Source organism: Pseudomonas sp. 9.2(2024) (assembly GCF_039695385.1).
GTDB classification, from domain to species: domain Bacteria; phylum Pseudomonadota; class Gammaproteobacteria; order Pseudomonadales; family Pseudomonadaceae; genus Aquipseudomonas; species Aquipseudomonas paraglycinae.
The window spans coordinates 1,487,442-1,501,812 of the sequence record NZ_CP155585.1 but is presented as its reverse complement, the minus strand read 5'-3'; the positions used below and the strand labels follow the sequence as shown (position 1 = coordinate 1,501,812).

Genomic DNA, 14,371 nt, shown 5'->3' with positions numbered 1-14,371 from the left:
AATGTCGAACAATCTTTCCACTCCAAACGGCCCCGGCCGCCCGAAGGATCCGGCCAAGCGCCAGGCGATTCTCGAGGCGGCGAAAATCCTGTTTCTGAGTCACGGCTATGCCAACACCAGCATGGACGCGGTGGCCGCCGAGGCCGGGGTGTCGAAGCTGACGGTCTACAGCCATTTCAACGACAAGGAGACGCTGTTCTCTGCCGCCGTAGTGGCCAAATGCGAGGAGCAATTGCCGCCGCTGTTCTTCGAATTGCCCGACGGCATCGCCGTGGAAAATGTGTTGCTGAACATTGCGCGAGGCTTTCACCACCTGATCAACAGTGATGAATCGGTGAACCTGCATCGTCTGATCATGGCGTTGGGCAGTCAGGATCCGAAGCTGTCGCTGATCTTCTTCGAGGCCGGCCCCCAGCGCATGGTGCAAGGCATGGAACGCTTGCTGCGGCGGATTCACGAAACCGGCGTGCTGAGCATCGACAACCCGCACAACGCCGCCGAGCACTTCTTTTGCCTGATCAAGGGCGCCGGGAATTTCCGTCTGTTGTACGGCTGCGGTGAGCCTCTGACCGGCGAGGCGGCGGAAAATCATGTGCAGGAAGTGGTCGGGCTGTTCATGCGGGCCTTTCGACCCTGAAAACAAAAATCCCACGCCATGCGTGGGATTTTCTTATGCGACGGCTCAGGCCTTGAGCGCTTTCTTCGGGTAGATGTCGTAACGACTGGATTTGCCATCCAGCGCATGACTCGGCTTCGGACCTTCGATGCAAGGTGCCTTGCGCGGGCGCTTGACCACCACCCGGTGCGTGGCCAGTGCCAGCGCCGCTTCCAGCAAGGCCGGTGCATCCGGATCATCGCCCACCAACGGGCGGAACAGGCGCATTTCCTTCTTCACCAGCGCGGTTTTCTCACGGTGCGGGAACATCGGATCGAGGTAGATAACCTGCGGCGGCTCGCCCTCCCAGTTGCGCATCACGTCGATAGAGTTGCCCTTGAGCAGCTTCATTCGCGCCACGATCGGCGCCACATCGAAGTCTTCCGCCGCACGGGCCAGACCATCCTCCAGCAACGCGCCGATCAATGGCTGGCGCTCGATCAGGCTCATCTCGCAACCGAGACTGGCCAGCACGAACGCATCCTTGCCCAGCCCTGCCGTGGCATCCAGCACCCGTGGACGCACGCCTTGGGCGATGCCGACCGCCTTGGCGATCATCTGCCCGCTGCCACCGCCGTACAACCGGCGATGGGCCGCACCGCCCTCGACGAAGTCGACCCGTACCGGGCCCGGCGCATCCGGTCCCAGTTGTTGCAGCTGCAAACCCTGCTCGCCGACCTGCAGGGCAAACTCGCCGTCAGCCACCTGCAACGGCAGGTTCAGGCGCTGCGCCCACTGCTCGGCCTGCGCTTCGAACGTCGGGCCGAGGGCCTCGACATGGATGCGGCAGGCCGCGGGTTGCTCAATCATGGAAAACACGCTCAAAAAAGTTAAGGATCGGCAAAATCCGCCGATAACCCAATCAACGCGCATTTTGCCAGAGCTGAGCGTCAACCGAAAAAAATGTCAGGCATTCTTCCCACATCGATTGGCTACCTTTCGCCCACAGGCGACTTCAGCCGTCATAACACTCAAGCATTGGGCGGCGTCAGCCACCTGTGGCAGGATTTCTTTGCCCAGGCACTGGCCGAACAATCGAGTGATGTGGTGCCGGCCTGCGGCACTTTCCCGCCGGTTGATCTGCAAAGCCCTGAAGAACCGACCGTCGGCAGCGAACTGCATGCGCACATCGTCAGCCAGCGTGAATGCGATGTGGTTGAAACCGAGGTGCGTCCGCCGGAGCCGCTGTTTCTGCCGATCGCCGAAATCGACATGACACTGGCCGAGCCGTACCCTCCATTCCCGCCGGAAGCCATCAAGACTCAGCAAAAACAGCAGGAATTCGACAGCAGCTGGGTTCGCCCGATCGTGATCAACAACGGTCAGCCGATTCCGGAACCGGGCCCTGCCCCGCAGAAAAAACCGCTGTACCTGCCGATTGCCGAATTCGATCTGGATCTGCTGCAGCCTTACCCGCCGTTCCCGCCGGAAGCCATCGTCGAGCAGCAGAAAGCCCTGGACTTCGATAACGGCTGGGTGCGCCCAATCGTTCAGCAGAACCTGCGCATCGCCGCCTGATCCCTCAGCGACACACGCTCCAGCGCCCGACATCGACATGAAAGTGATTGCGATGGGCGGTGTTGTAGTCCGGACTCAACACCACACTGAACGCATCGCAGGCACCGTCGCGCACCTGACGTAGAAACTGCGCGTCCTGATTTTGCTTCGGCCAGTCCTTGAGTACGCTGATCGCGCGACCATCCGTAAGACGGAAGCCAGCGATGTCCAGCGCATCGGCGCTGGCATGGCGACTCAGGGCGCCGTTCTCGCGGTTGTAGACGTTGCGGCAGGCGAAACTGCCGAGGTGATCGACCCGAGCCACCGATTGACCGTAGACCTGCTGCGCCGCCGGTTGCAGCGTGTGGCGCTCGAACATCGCAAACGCCACGGCCAACGGGCAACTGGCGAGGAAGCTGCTGCTGAGCCCCACCCCGCCGCCCTGCACGCGCAAAGCGCCGATCAGCGGGCATTTCGCATCGGGACTGTCGGCCTGTGGCGAAACCCGCAGGCCGGAGCTGCCCAATGCCTGCTCGCACAAGGCTGGATCGCTGCGCAGGCGCATCAACTTGTAGCCCGTGAGCCAGTTGGGCATCGCCTGCACGTCCAGCGGCGCCCACGGGTTCCACTGCGGCGGCACATCGAGCCAGCCGCGCCAGACGCCGATCAGGCTGCCACCGATGATTAGCAGCCCTGCCAACAGCAGCCAGCGCCCCATGCTTATCCCTTGAAGAATTGATTGGCCTTGGCGTACGGCATCGAACGGGAGGCGAAGGTAAACGTACCGGACTGCTGGATTTCTTCAGCCGCGCGGAAAAATTCGCCGAACGCCGCCAGGGCCAGCGCCGAACCGGTGCTGATGCGCTTCACGCCCATTTCTTCCAGCTGCTGCACGGTCAGTTTCAAGCCGCCGGACATCAACACATTGACCGGTTTCGGCGCCACCGCGCGCACCACCGCCAGGACTTCTTCGGCGGTGCGCAGGCCCGGCGCGTACAGCACGTCGGCGCCGGCTTCGGCAAAGGCCTGCAAGCGGCGGATGGTGTCGTTGAGATCGGGATTGCCGTGCAGATAGTTTTCCGCACGGGCCGTCAGAGTGAAGGGAAACGGCAAGGTGCGCACCGCAGCGACGGCGGCTTCGATCCGCGCCACCGCGTGTTCGAAGCAGTAGATCGGCGAGTCTTCCCGGCCGGTGGCATCTTCGATCGAGCCACCCACGGCGCCCGCCTCGGCTGCGCGGATCAGACTTTGTGCCGATTCGGCCGGGGCGTCGGCGAAGCCGTTTTCCAGATCCACCGCCACCGGCAAATCCGTGGCCGCGACAATCGCCCGGACATTGGCCAGCGTATCGTCGAGACTCAGACCGCCATCGGCTCTGCCCTGAGAAAATGCATAACCGGCGCTGGTGGTCGCCTGCGCCTGATAGCCGAGACTGGCGAGCATCTTCGCGGAACCGGCATCCCAGGGATTGGGAATCACGAATATCCCGGAGCGTTCGTGCAGGGCTTTGAAGGTTTCGGCTTTACGGGCTTGTTGTTGACGGGCTTGGGCGTCCATCGGCAGGCTCCAGGGCAGGAAAGAAATCCGCCTCAGAGCAGGCCAAGTTGCTCGGCGGCGGGTTCTCTGTATAGCTCAGGCAAGGGTCGCAGGCCAGGCAAACGTTGCATCAGTTGTGCGTGAAAACGTTGCGCCAGTTTCGCCGCAAGAATGTTGTCGGCGGTGTGCAGGAAGATGTACGGCGTGCGCCCCTCTTCGATCCACTCGGCGATCTTCGCCACCCACGGCACCAGAAACGGATCGTTGGCCTCAAGCTCCGGATGGCCAATAAAGCGCACCTGCGGGAATTGAGTGAATGCTGCCGGACGCGTCGGTACGCGGGGCTTTTTCGATTGGGCGTGGATCACCGACGATTCGGTGGACAAACAACTGAACAGTGCGCGGGGATCAAGACAGATGCGCTCCACGCCGCGATCCAGCAGCAGCCGATTGAGCAGTCGCTCACTCTCGCCCTTGGCGAAGAATTGTTCGTGGCGCACTTCCACCGCCAGCGGACAATCCAGCGCATCGATGAACGCGGCGAGCTCCGGCAAGCGGTGTGGCGTGAAGCTTTTCGACAGTTGCAGCCACATTGGCGAAACGCGCTCGCCGAGCGGCTTGAGTAGCTGGAGGAAGGTTTCGGCGGCGGTCAGTTGATCGCGCAAGTCGCCGCTGTGGCTGATATCACCGGGAAACTTGGCGGTGAAACGAAAGTGCTCCGGCATCACCTCGGCCCAGCGCTGCACGGTGGCGGGCGACGGGCTGGCGTAGAAGGTCGTATTGCCTTCAACAGCGTTGAACACTTGCGAATAGAGTCCGAGGAAATCGGAGGTCTTGGCGTCTACCGGATACAGATACTCGCGCCAGGCGTTTTCGCTCCAGGACGGGCAACCGAGGTAGTAGGGCAGATCCATCAGATGTACAGATCGAGGCCCAGCACGTCTGCATCCCAATCGACAAAACCGGCGGTGCTCAGGTAGCTGGCCAGGGCCATGGCCACGCTTTTCTTCATCGCGCGGTGATAAATCATGTCTTGTTGACGGGCGGGCAGATTGCTCAGGCGTTGGGCGGTGGCTTTGGCGGCACGGGCAGCCAGTTGCTCTTCGGTCGGGAATTCCAGCTCGCCGTCGATATCGTCGACGGACTCATCCAGCGCCGGATTGCCTTTGCGAGGCTTGCGCTTGATGGGGTAGGAATGAGTGGAAACGCCGTCTATACGCATAAAGTCATGCTCGGTATCGATGATGGCAATTTAGCGGCACCTGACCGACTTAGCAAATCGCCGAGTGATAACTAGAACACATAAAAGACAAAAGGTTTAAAGCGCGGGGTTAGAAACGGACGATTGGCAGGAACGGGAGAACCCTGTGGCGAATGCCACAGGGTAAATGGCCTCAGCGGGCTTTCGGGGTGGCCACTTTGTCGCGCAGATAAACCGGCTGGGCGTCGTCCGCCGGAATCGCTTCACCGCGCTCCCAGGCAAATCGTGCCAGGGTCAGCAGGTCTTCGGCGTGGGGCAGCATGCCAGCATCGGAACCGCTCAGGTTTACAGCGATGCGTTCGCCATAACCCCAGCCTGTGCCGGCACCGAACCAGTCACCCGAGGCATCGTCCGGCAGCGCGGCGACTTCCGGCGGCAGCACCGCCTCAGTGCCGACCAGACGCATCTCCCCGGCCGTCTCGCGATAGCAGCCCCAATACACCTCATCCATCCGCGCATCGATGGCGGCCGCGACCTGGCTCACGCCGTGCTCGCGATAAGCCCGTTGCGCCAGCACGGCCAGGTTCGACACCGGCAATACCGGGCGATCCAGTGCAAACGCCAGGCCTTGCACTACGCCGATGGCAATCCGCACGCCGGTGAATGCGCCCGGGCCACGACCGAAGGCGATGGCGTCCACCGCTTGCAGGGTGGTGCCGGCGTCGGCCAGCAGTTGCTGGATCATCGGCAGCAGTTTCTGCGCATGCAGGCGCGGGATCACCTCGTAATGGCTCGTGACCTTGCCGTCATGCAGCAAGGCAACGGAGCAAGCTTCAGTCGCGGTGTCCAGGGCCAGCAAGGTGCTCATCGATGTGTCCGTAAATCAGGTGGGGAAAAAGTGCGCCAGTATAAACAACTACGGCCCGCAAGCGGGCCGTGGATGATGCAGCGGATCAGGTTTTTCAGCTCAGCGCTTCAAGCACCTTGGCGGTGATCGCTTCAACCGAACCGACGCCAGGGATATGGCTGTACTTCGGCTTGCCACCGTTCTTGGCGGACAGGTTCTGGTAGAACTCCACCAGCGGCTTGGTCTGCGAGTGGTAGACCGACAGGCGATGACGCACGGTTTCTTCGGTGTCGTCCTTGCGCTGCACCAGCTCTTCGCCGGTGATGTCGTCTTTGCCGGCCAGTTTCGGCGGGTTGTAGACGATGTGGTAAACGCGGCCGCTGGCCTCGTGAACGCGACGACCGGCGATACGCTGAACGATTTCTTCGTCTTCAACGGCGATTTCGACCACGGCGTCCAGTTCGACACCGGCAGTCACCAGCGCTTCAGCCTGAGGAATGGTGCGCGGGAAGCCATCGAACAGGAAACCCTTGGCGCAGTCGGCTTGAGCGATACGGTCCTTGACCAGCGCGATGATCAGGTCATCCGACACCAGGCCGCCGGCATCCATGATGCTCTTGGCCTTGATGCCCAGCTCGGTGCCGGCCTTGACCGCAGCACGCAGCATGTCGCCGGTGGAGATTTGCGGAATGCCGAATTTCTCGGTGATGAACTTAGCCTGAGTACCTTTACCGGCCCCGGGAGCTCCCAGCAGAATGACGCGCATCGATGTGCTCCTCAATTTTTTATATAAAAAACAACGGATTCGCCTCGTGGGGCCAATCTCATAAAACGGGTCGTGGCCGCCCAAACGGCCAAAGGCTGATCAAGATACACAGCAGGCTGCGCCCACACAAGACGCCAAAAGTCGGAGAAACCGGCGCCCGCCGCGACCTTGCGACGCGGTTCCCCAAGTCGCAACCCCATCATTAACTGTCGCCTGACCGCATTTTTCCTACGGTCAATAAACGGCACCCGAGGTTCGCCCCGGGTGCCCTGCCCCACGCAGAAAACCTTAGCCGGTATTTCGCAAACCGGCGGCAATCCCCGCCACAGACACCAGCAACGCCTGTTCCACCGGGCTGCCCTGCTCGACATTCTGCTGCCGCGAACGCGCCAGCAACTCGGCCTGCAATAGATGCAGCGGGTCGAGGTAGGTGTTGCGCAGACGGATGAATTCCAGGGTGTCCGGGCTATGTGCCAGTAGCTGCGACTGACCGGTCAGGCCGAGGACGACGGAACACGCCTGCGACAATAGGTCGCGTAAGTGCACACCCAAAGGCAGCAAGTCCGACTCCACCAGACGCTCGTCGTAGGACTGCGCAATGTCGGCGTCGGCCTTGGCCAGCACCATCTCCAGCATGTCGATGCGAGTGCGGAAGAACGGCCACTGCTCGCGCATCTGCCCGAGCAATTCGCCTTCGCCGCGCTCCAGCGCCTTGCTCAATGCGGTTTCCCAGCCGAGCCAGGCCGGCAGCATCAGGCGGGTCTGGGTCCAGCCGAAGATCCACGGAATCGCCCGCAGACTTTCGATCCCGCCGGCGCGGCGCTTGGCCGGACGGCTGCCCAATGGCAAGCGGCCCAACTCCTGCTCCGGCGTCGACTGGCGGAAATACTCGACGAACTGCGGATTTTCCCGCACCACCGCACGGTAAGCGGCGACACCGTCAGCGGCCAGTTCATCCATCAGATGCCGCCATTCAGGCGTCGGTGGCGGCGGTGGCAACAGGGTCGCTTCCAGCACTGCCGCCAGATAGAGATTGAGGTTTTGTTCGGCGATGTCCGGCAGGCCGAATTTGAATCGAATCATTTCCCCCTGCTCGGTGGTGCGGAAACGTCCGGCCACCGAACCCGGCGGCTGCGACAGGATCGCCGCGTGCGCCGGACCGCCGCCACGTCCCACGGTGCCACCGCGACCGTGGAACAGCAGCAGTTCGACTTGCTGCTCGCGACAGATTTCCACCAGCCGCTCCTGCGCCCGGTACTGCGCCCACGCCGCCGCGGTGGTGCCGGCGTCCTTGGCCGAGTCGGAATAGCCGATCATCACTTCCTGCGGGCCTTGCAGCCGCGCGCGGTAACCCGGCAGCAGCAACAGACGTTCGATCACAGGGCCGGCGTTGTCGAGGTCGGCGAGGGTTTCGAACAGCGGCACCACGCGCATCGGCCGCAGTACGCCGGACTCCTTGAGCAGCAGTTGCACCGCCAGCACATCGGAAGCGGCGCCGGCCATGGAGATCACGTAGGAGCCCAGCGAAGCCCCCGGCGCGGCGGCGATTTCCTTGCAGGTGGCGAGCACTTCGGCGGTATCGGCCGAGGGTTTGAAATGCACCGGCAGCAACGGCCGACGGTTTTGCAGTTCGCGAGTCAGGAAGCTGATGCGCTGTTCTTCGTCCCACTCCTCGTATTTGCCGAGGCCGAGGTAATCGGTGATTTCGGTCATGGCCGCGCTGTGGCGGGACGAATCCTGACGCACATCGAGGCGCACCAGGAACAGGCCGAAAGTCACGGCCCGACGCAGGCAATCGAGCAACGGCCCGTCGGCGATCACGCCCATGCCGCATTCATGCAGCGAGTTGAAACACAGCTCCAGCGGATCGAGCAGGTCGCGGTTATTGTGCAGCACATCGGCAGACGCCGGCGTGGTCGCCGTCAAAGATGCATGAGCCCAGTTGCGCGTGGCGCGCAGCCGCTCACGCAATTGCTTGAGCACCGCCCGATACGGCTCGGCACTGTCGCCGGCTCGGGCCTTGAGCGCTTCGCTGGCCTGCTGCATCGACAGTTCGGCAGCCAGATGATCGACGTCACGCAGGTACAGATCCGCCGCCATCCAGCGCGCCAGCAACAACACTTCGCGGGTCACGGCAGCCGTCACGTTCGGGTTGCCGTCACGGTCGCCACCCATCCACGAAGCGAAGCGGATCGGCGCAGCTTCCAGCGGCAAACGCAGGCCAGTGGCCGCAAACAGCGCCTGATCAGCCTTGCGCATGTGGTTGGGAATCGCCTGCCACAGCGAGTGTTCGATCACCGCAAAACCCCACTTGGCTTCGTCCACCGGGGTTGGCCGGGTGCGGCGGATTTCTTCTGTGTGCCAAGCTTCAGCAATGAGGCGTTGCAGGGTGTTGTGGATCTGCTCGCGCTCGGCCGTGGTCAGGTCACGGTGATCCTGAGCCGCCAGTTGCGCGGCAATCGCGTCGTACTTCTGGATCAGCGTGCGGCGGGCCACTTCGGTCGGGTGCGCGGTGAGCACCAGTTCGATTTCCAGCCGCGCCAGTTGCCGGGCCAGTGATTCGGCGCTGTGCCCTTCGTTGCGCAGGCGGGCGAGCAGTTCCGGCAACACGCGGGATTCGAACGGCGCGGCCTGGGTCTCTTCGCGGCGATGGATGAGCTGGTACTGCTCGGCGATGTTCGCCAGGTTGAGAAACTGGTTGAAGGCCCGCGCCACCGGCAGCAGTTCGTCTTCGCTCAATTGATTGAGGCTGGCGCTGAGTTCGGCGTCCATCGAGCCGCGCCGGTCGGCCTTGGCGCCCTTGCGAATCTGCTCGATCTTGTCGAGAAACGCCTCGCCGTACTGGTCACGAATGGTGTTGCCCAGCAGCTCACCGAGCAGGTGAACGTCTTCGCGCAAGCGTGCATCAATATCGGTCATCAGCATCTCTCCAGCAGTAATCGGTGACGGATCGCAAGTGAGTGGATGAACAGAGAGTGCCGCTCTGGAACGCTTCTTACAAGCAGACGACGAAGGGACTTTAAACCTTGAGGGTTGAAGCTAGTCTCAAGGGTAAGCCGCACAACGGCTTGCCGCCGGCTGACGCCGGACACTCACCAAGACCTGCCATGAGCAGGTGCGACATGAGGTTTTTATGAAAATCCGTGAACTCGCCCAGCATTGGGAAGAAACCGCCAAGGGTCGCCTGACCGATACCGGCTACACAATTCATCTGGATGTGGAAGCTGCCGCACGGCTGGCGGCAATCGCCGAGATGTACCCCAAACGCCATGCCGAAGAACTGCTCGGCGAGCTGATCGGCGCCGCCCTCGAAGAGTTCGAAGCGAGCCTGCCGTATGTGAAAGGTTCGACCGTGGTCGCCACCGACGAGGAAGGCGATCCGCTGTATGAAGATGTCGGCCCGACCCCGCGTTTTCTCGCGTTGTCGCGGCGTCATCTGCACGACTTGTCGGCGGCTGCCGGCAAGCAAAAACACTGATCCTTGACCCTTCAAAACGGTGGGAATGGTTTGCCCTTGATGGCGTCAGTTCAGCCGCAAACGGGTTGAATTGGATGGCCTCATCGCTGGCAAGCCAGCTCCCAGAGGGACTGTATTTTCCCTCCGCTTTTACGCCATTTTTCGCCCGCGCGTACCATTCTCCCCCGCCAAAGTTCCCGGTTTAGAGCCTTGTCTGTTTGGTCAGAATATTTTTTGGCGATGAGCCATCTTTTCTGAACTTTTGAAAAATGCCTTCGGTCGGAACAGGTAACCACGCCTGGAACGAGCGTTTCAAAACGCACTTGCACATGAAGGTTGCGGCTCCGCTACCAGGATGGATTTCGAAGCTTTCAAGGAGTTAACCAATGGAGTTGAAGACCATGAAGACCCAAACCTCGTTTTCCCACCTGCGCGGTCTGAAACTGGCCGCTCTCGCCATCGGCACCAGCTTCGTGCTGGCCGGTTGCGCTGGCAATCCACCGACCGAGCAGTACGCCGTGACTCAATCGGCGGTCAACAGCGCGGTCAGCGCCGGCGGTACCGAGTTCGCCGCCGTGGAGATGAAGCAAGCTCAGGACAAGCTGAAGCAAGCCGAAATCGCCATGCACGACAAGAAATATGATGAGGCCCGCACCCTCGCCGAACAGGCCGAGTGGGACGCCCGCGTCGCTGAACGCAAGGCTCAGGCGATGAAAGCCGAACAAGCTGTGAAGGATTCCCAGAAAGGTGTTCAGGAACTGCGTCAGGAAAGTCAGCGCACCGTGCAGTAAGCGCGCATCCCGACCGCAAGGCTGAAACTCTTATCGATAGAAAGGACGAACGATTATGCGTAAACAACTGATGATCCCCGCTCTCCTGGCCGCAAGCGTTGCCCTGGCTGCCTGCTCGACGCCGCCGAACCCGAACCTGGAACAGGCGCGCACCAACTACGCCGGGCTGCAGGCCAACCCGCAGGCCAGCAAAGTCGCGGCGCTGGAAACCAAGGATGCCAGTGATTACCTGGACAAGGCCGACAAGGCTTATCTGGACAAGGAAGACCAGCACAAGGTCGACCAGCTGGCCTATCTGACCAACCAGCGCGTGGAAGTGGCCAAGCAGACCATCGCTCTGCGTACCGCTGAAGCCAATTTGAAGAACGCCGCCGCCCAACGTGCCCAGGCCCGCCTGGACGCTCGCGATCAGCAGATCAAACAGCTGCAGGACAGCCTCAACGCCAAGCAGACCGATCGCGGTACTTTGGTGACCTTCGGTGACGTGCTGTTTGCCACCAACAAGGCCGACCTGAAATCCAGCGGTCTGGTGAACATCAACAAACTGGCGCAATTCCTTCAGGAAAACCCTGATCGCAAAGTGATCGTCGAGGGCTACACCGACAGCACCGGTACTGCGAGCTACAACCAGTCGCTGTCCGAGCGTCGCGCGACTTCGGTGCAGGTTGCGCTGATCAAGATGGGTGTAGACCCTTCGCGTATCGTCGTACAGGGTTATGGCAAGGAATACCCGGTGGCGGACAACACCTCGGTCTCGGGCCGTGCGATGAACCGTCGCGTGGAAGTGACCATTTCCAACGACAACCAGCCAGTGATGCCGCGTTCGGCCGTGAGCTCGACCGCGCACTGATTCGCTGAGCGGTAAATGAAAAGCCCCGCCTGATTTGATCAGGCGGGGCTTTTTTGTCCGTCGCACATTTACTCTTCGAGCTTCTGCGGCGTCTCTTGGCCCATGCAGCGCACAGCCTTTTTCTGACTGTTGACCAGCACCCCGGTCAGGCCTTTCTGTTCGGTGTCGAACAGCACCAGCACGCCATCGATGCACTGCGCCACTTGCGGCGCCGGGGTCAGGGAAACTTTGTAGTCTTCGCCGGGAACGGTCTTGAGCATGGTGAATTCGTTGAGCAGCAACGCATCCTCGGGTTTGGCGAAGTGCAGGTAGCCGTAGTACCACAGGGCACCGACGGTGCCGAGGATGCTGCAGATGCCGGTGATGATCAGCGGGATGGCGTTACGTTCTTCACTCATTGCGGACTCTCTGGTGGTTCGTCTTCAGAATTCGGGGGTGTTGGATAGTTCGGGATCTCGCCGAGACGGCGCAGGCCGTTGAAGTGTTCGGGGTCGTCGAGGTAACGCAGCATCACCTGACGCCAGACCGGATCGCCGAAGGTCTGCACATGGCCGCCACGAGTCAGCTGCAGCACGCGCGGTGGCGGCGCAGCTTGATACAGACGGATGCCGTTGGAAAGGGGCACCAGCGGATCGTCGAGGCTGTGGAAGATCAGTTTCGGCACGCCGTTGAGCTGCGGCATCGCGTTGATCGCACTGTCGCCGTCCGGCACCAGCCACGACAGCGGCACCTGAAATGGCCACGTCAGCCATGAGGTGCTGAGGGCGTATTGGCCGACGCTGCGGTAACTGGCGGGCACGCCGTCGAGCACCAGCGCCTTGAGCTGTTTTTGTCTTTCCGGATGTTGCACCAGCCAATGCACCGCCATCGCCCCACCGAGGCTCTGGCCCAGCAGCACCAGCGGTTTGCCCTTGACCTCAGGCACCTTGTCCAGCCAGGCGAAGGCGGCATCGATGTCCTGATAGATCGCCGGCAGGCTCGGTTCGCCCTCGGACAAGCCGTAACCGCGATAGTCCACCAGCAGCACTTGATAGCCGTTTTTCGGCAACCACCAGCTTCCGCCCAGGTGCATCGGCAGATTCCCGCCGTTGCCGTGCAGGTGCAGGACCGTACCCTTGACCTCGACCCCGAGTTTGGCCGGCAGCCACCAGGCATTCAGCTTGAGGCCGTCGGCGGTGGTCAGGGTGACGGTGCGGTATTCGAGTTTGGCCTTTTCCGGGGTGAAGATCTGACCCGGTTCGGGGTAGAACAGCAAGGAGCTGCAACCGCCGAGGGTCAGGAGCAGGCAAAGGATGCCGAGGATTCTCATCCGGTGAAACCTCGCAAAATTTCGGGTTGGAATTAGATCGTTCTCACGTCGAGGCGTCGAACCGTCCGCGTGGGAATGCCGCCATGGACGCTCCGCGTCCACTGTGACGCGGAGCGTCACGGGATGCATTCCCACGCAGAGCGTGGGAACGATCAACGTGGGAACGATCAATCGGTGTTGTTACAGGATGTTGGAGTAATCGGCCTCGATCCGGTCCAGGCTCAAGTGGTTGAGGAAGTTGGAGAAGCACATCCACGCCGACAGCGCGTTCATGTCGCGGAACTGGTCCGGCAGGTACTTGGGCGGCACCACCAGGCCTTCGTCCACCAGCTGACGCAGGGTTCGCATGTCCTCAAGCGTGGTCTTGCCGCAGAACAACAACGGGATCTGCTCGAGCTTGCCCTTGCGCACGGCCAACTGAATGTAGTTGTAAACCATGATGAAGCCCTTGAGGTAGGACAAGTCTTTGGTGAATGGCAGACCGGTCGGCGTCGATCCACGGAAAACCCGACTGGCGTTGCCGTAGCTTTCCGCCATCTCGAAGCCCTGCTCGCGGAAGAACTCGAAAATCTGCAGGAAGTCCGCGCCCTCCTCGACCATGTGAATGGCGCGGGTGCGGTTAGTCAGTTTGCGCAGGCGGCTCGGGTAGGAGGCGAACGCGATGATTTCCATCAGGATCGCCAGGCCTTCCTGGGTCACCGTCGACGAGGGCGGGCCCTTGGACAGGAAGGTGCAGATCGGCTGGTTCAAGCCGTTGAGCGTGGTGCCGACGTGCACCAGGCCTTCGTGGACTTCCAGAGCACGCACGTCGCGGTCGTTGAACATCGCGTCGGTGCGGATCTTGATGTAGTCGGCACCCGCCGCCGCATCGGCGACGATACCGTCGGACTCGAACACGCGGATGGTTTCTTCAGCCTCGCCGAACACCTTGTTCAGGCGGGTTTGCAACAGGTGAACGGCGTCCTTGGCGGTAAGGGTCTTCGGTTCGTCCTTCAGGTCGCCACGGCCGTCGATGTTGTTCAGATAGTCCGACATCATCAGGCCGAGATCGGCCAGGGTCGGGTCACCGGCGTGGAACGCGTCGGATGCGGCGCCGTAAAGTTCCTGGGAAATCAGGCCGAAATCTTCGGTGCCGCGCGCTTCGAGCATGCGCACCACCATTCGGTATTCCTTGCACATGCGGCGCATGATCTGGCCAACCGGGTTGAACTGGCCGAGCTGGCGGGTGATATCCCGCTCGATGTTCTGGAACTCCAGCTTGACCTTGCTCGAATCAAAGGACAGCGGCCGGTTGAGGTAGTAGTCGCGATCCACCGCCGGCAATTCCTTGCCCTTGGCCTTGAGGAAACCCTTGCGGATGTTCTCGTCCCACTTGACCGCGTCGAGCACGCGGATCGGCGTCTGCGCCAGCACTATGCGATCGGACAGAATGCGTATCGTCTGCTGGTAATCGTCCACCCGA

The 14,371-nt window shown here is 61.5% G+C and carries 16 protein-coding genes; 5 read left to right on the top strand and 11 right to left on the bottom strand.

Annotated elements, in window-relative coordinates; all coding sequences use genetic code 11:
• Position 1 precedes the first annotated feature (1 nt).
• Positions 2-637, top strand: a complete 636-nt coding sequence (locus ABFB52_RS06630) for a TetR/AcrR family transcriptional regulator (protein WP_129974047.1) — start codon at positions 2-4, stop codon at positions 635-637.
• Positions 638-682: 45 nt separating this feature from the next.
• Here ABFB52_RS06630 and ABFB52_RS06625 read toward each other — a convergent pair whose 3' ends face one another.
• On the bottom strand, positions 683-1,462 hold the full coding sequence (locus ABFB52_RS06625; RefSeq protein WP_178082639.1) for a class I SAM-dependent methyltransferase: 780 nt from the start codon (positions 1,460-1,462) through the stop codon (positions 683-685).
• 96 nt (positions 1,463-1,558) lie between these two features.
• Here ABFB52_RS06625 and ABFB52_RS06620 point away from each other — a divergent pair, with 96 nt between their 5' ends.
• Complete coding sequence (locus ABFB52_RS06620) at positions 1,559-2,173, top strand: energy transducer TonB (RefSeq protein WP_129974049.1); 615 nt, start codon at positions 1,559-1,561, stop codon at positions 2,171-2,173.
• A 4-nt stretch (positions 2,174-2,177) separates the two neighbouring features.
• Here the strand turns inward: ABFB52_RS06620 and ABFB52_RS06615 are convergent, their stop codons facing one another.
• The 7 genes from ABFB52_RS06615 to ppc all read right to left on the bottom strand — a co-directional run bounded on the left by ABFB52_RS06615 (position 2,178) and on the right by ppc (position 9,421).
• Complete coding sequence (locus ABFB52_RS06615; RefSeq protein ID WP_129974050.1) at positions 2,178-2,870, bottom strand: extensin family protein; 693 nt, start codon at positions 2,868-2,870, stop codon at positions 2,178-2,180.
• Positions 2,871-2,872: 2 nt separating this feature from the next.
• Positions 2,873-3,709 (bottom strand): isocitrate lyase/phosphoenolpyruvate mutase family protein, encoded by an 837-nt coding sequence (locus ABFB52_RS06610; RefSeq protein ID WP_129974051.1) that lies wholly within the window; start codon positions 3,707-3,709, stop codon positions 2,873-2,875.
• A 32-nt stretch (positions 3,710-3,741) separates the two neighbouring features.
• Positions 3,742-4,602, bottom strand: a complete 861-nt coding sequence (locus ABFB52_RS06605) for a DUF72 domain-containing protein (RefSeq protein ID WP_039769627.1) — start codon at positions 4,600-4,602, stop codon at positions 3,742-3,744.
• On the bottom strand, positions 4,602-4,910 hold the full coding sequence (locus ABFB52_RS06600; protein ID WP_007954720.1) for a hypothetical protein: 309 nt from the start codon (positions 4,908-4,910) through the stop codon (positions 4,602-4,604). The genes ABFB52_RS06605 and ABFB52_RS06600 overlap by 1 nt, the downstream gene beginning before the upstream one ends.
• Positions 4,911-5,082: 172 nt before the next feature.
• A complete protein-coding gene (gene tsaB, locus ABFB52_RS06595) occupies positions 5,083-5,757 on the bottom strand; it encodes a tRNA (adenosine(37)-N6)-threonylcarbamoyltransferase complex dimerization subunit type 1 TsaB (RefSeq protein ID WP_085748087.1) in 675 nt (224 codons plus the stop codon).
• Positions 5,758-5,851: 94 nt separating this feature from the next.
• Positions 5,852-6,502, bottom strand: a complete 651-nt coding sequence (gene adk / locus ABFB52_RS06590) for an adenylate kinase (protein WP_064593717.1) — start codon at positions 6,500-6,502, stop codon at positions 5,852-5,854.
• A gap of 288 nt (positions 6,503-6,790) precedes the next feature.
• Positions 6,791-9,421 carry a phosphoenolpyruvate carboxylase gene (ppc, locus tag ABFB52_RS06585; protein WP_129974052.1) on the bottom strand — a complete coding sequence of 877 codons (2,631 nt, stop codon included), beginning with the start codon at positions 9,419-9,421 and terminating at the stop codon, positions 6,791-6,793.
• A gap of 214 nt (positions 9,422-9,635) precedes the next feature.
• Between ppc and ABFB52_RS06580 the strand changes: the two genes are divergently transcribed.
• The 3 genes from ABFB52_RS06580 (at position 9,636) to ABFB52_RS06570 (ending at position 11,600) form a co-directional block, all read left to right on the top strand.
• On the top strand, positions 9,636-9,980 hold the full coding sequence (locus ABFB52_RS06580) for a hypothetical protein (RefSeq protein ID WP_011332654.1): 345 nt from the start codon (positions 9,636-9,638) through the stop codon (positions 9,978-9,980).
• 365 nt (positions 9,981-10,345) lie between these two features.
• Positions 10,346-10,750, top strand: coding sequence for a DUF4398 domain-containing protein (locus ABFB52_RS06575; protein ID WP_085697302.1), 405 nt, complete (start codon positions 10,346-10,348; stop codon positions 10,748-10,750).
• Between the two features lie 55 nt (positions 10,751-10,805).
• Positions 10,806-11,600 (top strand): OmpA family protein, encoded by a 795-nt coding sequence (locus ABFB52_RS06570; RefSeq protein WP_102686537.1) that lies wholly within the window; start codon positions 10,806-10,808, stop codon positions 11,598-11,600.
• Positions 11,601-11,668: 68 nt separating this feature from the next.
• Here ABFB52_RS06570 and ABFB52_RS06565 read toward each other — a convergent pair whose 3' ends face one another.
• The 3 genes from ABFB52_RS06565 to ABFB52_RS06555 form a co-directional block, all read right to left on the bottom strand.
• Positions 11,669-11,998, bottom strand: coding sequence for a hypothetical protein (locus tag ABFB52_RS06565; protein WP_085748084.1), 330 nt, complete (start codon positions 11,996-11,998; stop codon positions 11,669-11,671).
• The gene (locus ABFB52_RS06560) at positions 11,995-12,909 is read right to left on the bottom strand and encodes an alpha/beta hydrolase (RefSeq protein ID WP_129974053.1); all 915 of its coding nucleotides are present in this window, start codon (positions 12,907-12,909) and stop codon (positions 11,995-11,997) included. Before ABFB52_RS06560 ends, ABFB52_RS06565 begins: the two co-directional genes overlap by 4 nt.
• A gap of 180 nt (positions 12,910-13,089) precedes the next feature.
• A complete protein-coding gene (locus ABFB52_RS06555) occupies positions 13,090-14,367 on the bottom strand; it encodes a flavohemoglobin expression-modulating QEGLA motif protein (RefSeq protein ID WP_129974054.1) in 1,278 nt (425 codons plus the stop codon).
• Between the last annotated feature and the right edge of the window lie 4 nt (positions 14,368-14,371).

Bases quoted from the DNA above. Each gene is read 5' to 3' on its own strand.
- ABFB52_RS06605 (WP_039769627.1), bottom strand. From the start codon at position 4,602: ATGGATCTGCCCTACTACCTCGGTTGCCCGTCCTGGAGCGAAAACGCC.
- ABFB52_RS06610 (WP_129974051.1), bottom strand. From the start codon at position 3,709: ATGGACGCCCAAGCCCGTCAACAACAAGCCCGTAAAGCCGAAACCTTC.
- tsaB (WP_085748087.1), bottom strand. From the start codon at position 5,757: ATGAGCACCTTGCTGGCCCTGGACACCGCGACTGAAGCTTGCTCCGTT.
- adk (WP_064593717.1), bottom strand. From the start codon at position 6,502: ATGCGCGTCATTCTGCTGGGAGCTCCCGGGGCCGGTAAAGGTACTCAG.
- ppc (WP_129974052.1), bottom strand. From the start codon at position 9,421: ATGACCGATATTGATGCACGCTTGCGCGAAGACGTTCACCTGCTCGGT.
- ABFB52_RS06615 (WP_129974050.1), bottom strand. From the start codon at position 2,870: ATGGGGCGCTGGCTGCTGTTGGCAGGGCTGCTAATCATCGGTGGCAGC.
- ABFB52_RS06600 (WP_007954720.1), bottom strand. From the start codon at position 4,910: ATGCGTATAGACGGCGTTTCCACTCATTCCTACCCCATCAAGCGCAAG.
- ABFB52_RS06570 (WP_102686537.1), top strand. From the start codon at position 10,806: ATGCGTAAACAACTGATGATCCCCGCTCTCCTGGCCGCAAGCGTTGCC.
- ABFB52_RS06630 (WP_129974047.1), top strand. From the start codon at position 2: ATGTCGAACAATCTTTCCACTCCAAACGGCCCCGGCCGCCCGAAGGAT.
- ABFB52_RS06620 (WP_129974049.1), top strand. From the start codon at position 1,559: ATGTCAGGCATTCTTCCCACATCGATTGGCTACCTTTCGCCCACAGGC.
- ABFB52_RS06575 (WP_085697302.1), top strand. From the start codon at position 10,346: ATGGAGTTGAAGACCATGAAGACCCAAACCTCGTTTTCCCACCTGCGC.
- ABFB52_RS06560 (WP_129974053.1), bottom strand. From the start codon at position 12,909: ATGAGAATCCTCGGCATCCTTTGCCTGCTCCTGACCCTCGGCGGTTGC.
- ABFB52_RS06580 (WP_011332654.1), top strand. From the start codon at position 9,636: ATGAAAATCCGTGAACTCGCCCAGCATTGGGAAGAAACCGCCAAGGGT.
- ABFB52_RS06565 (WP_085748084.1), bottom strand. From the start codon at position 11,998: ATGAGTGAAGAACGTAACGCCATCCCGCTGATCATCACCGGCATCTGC.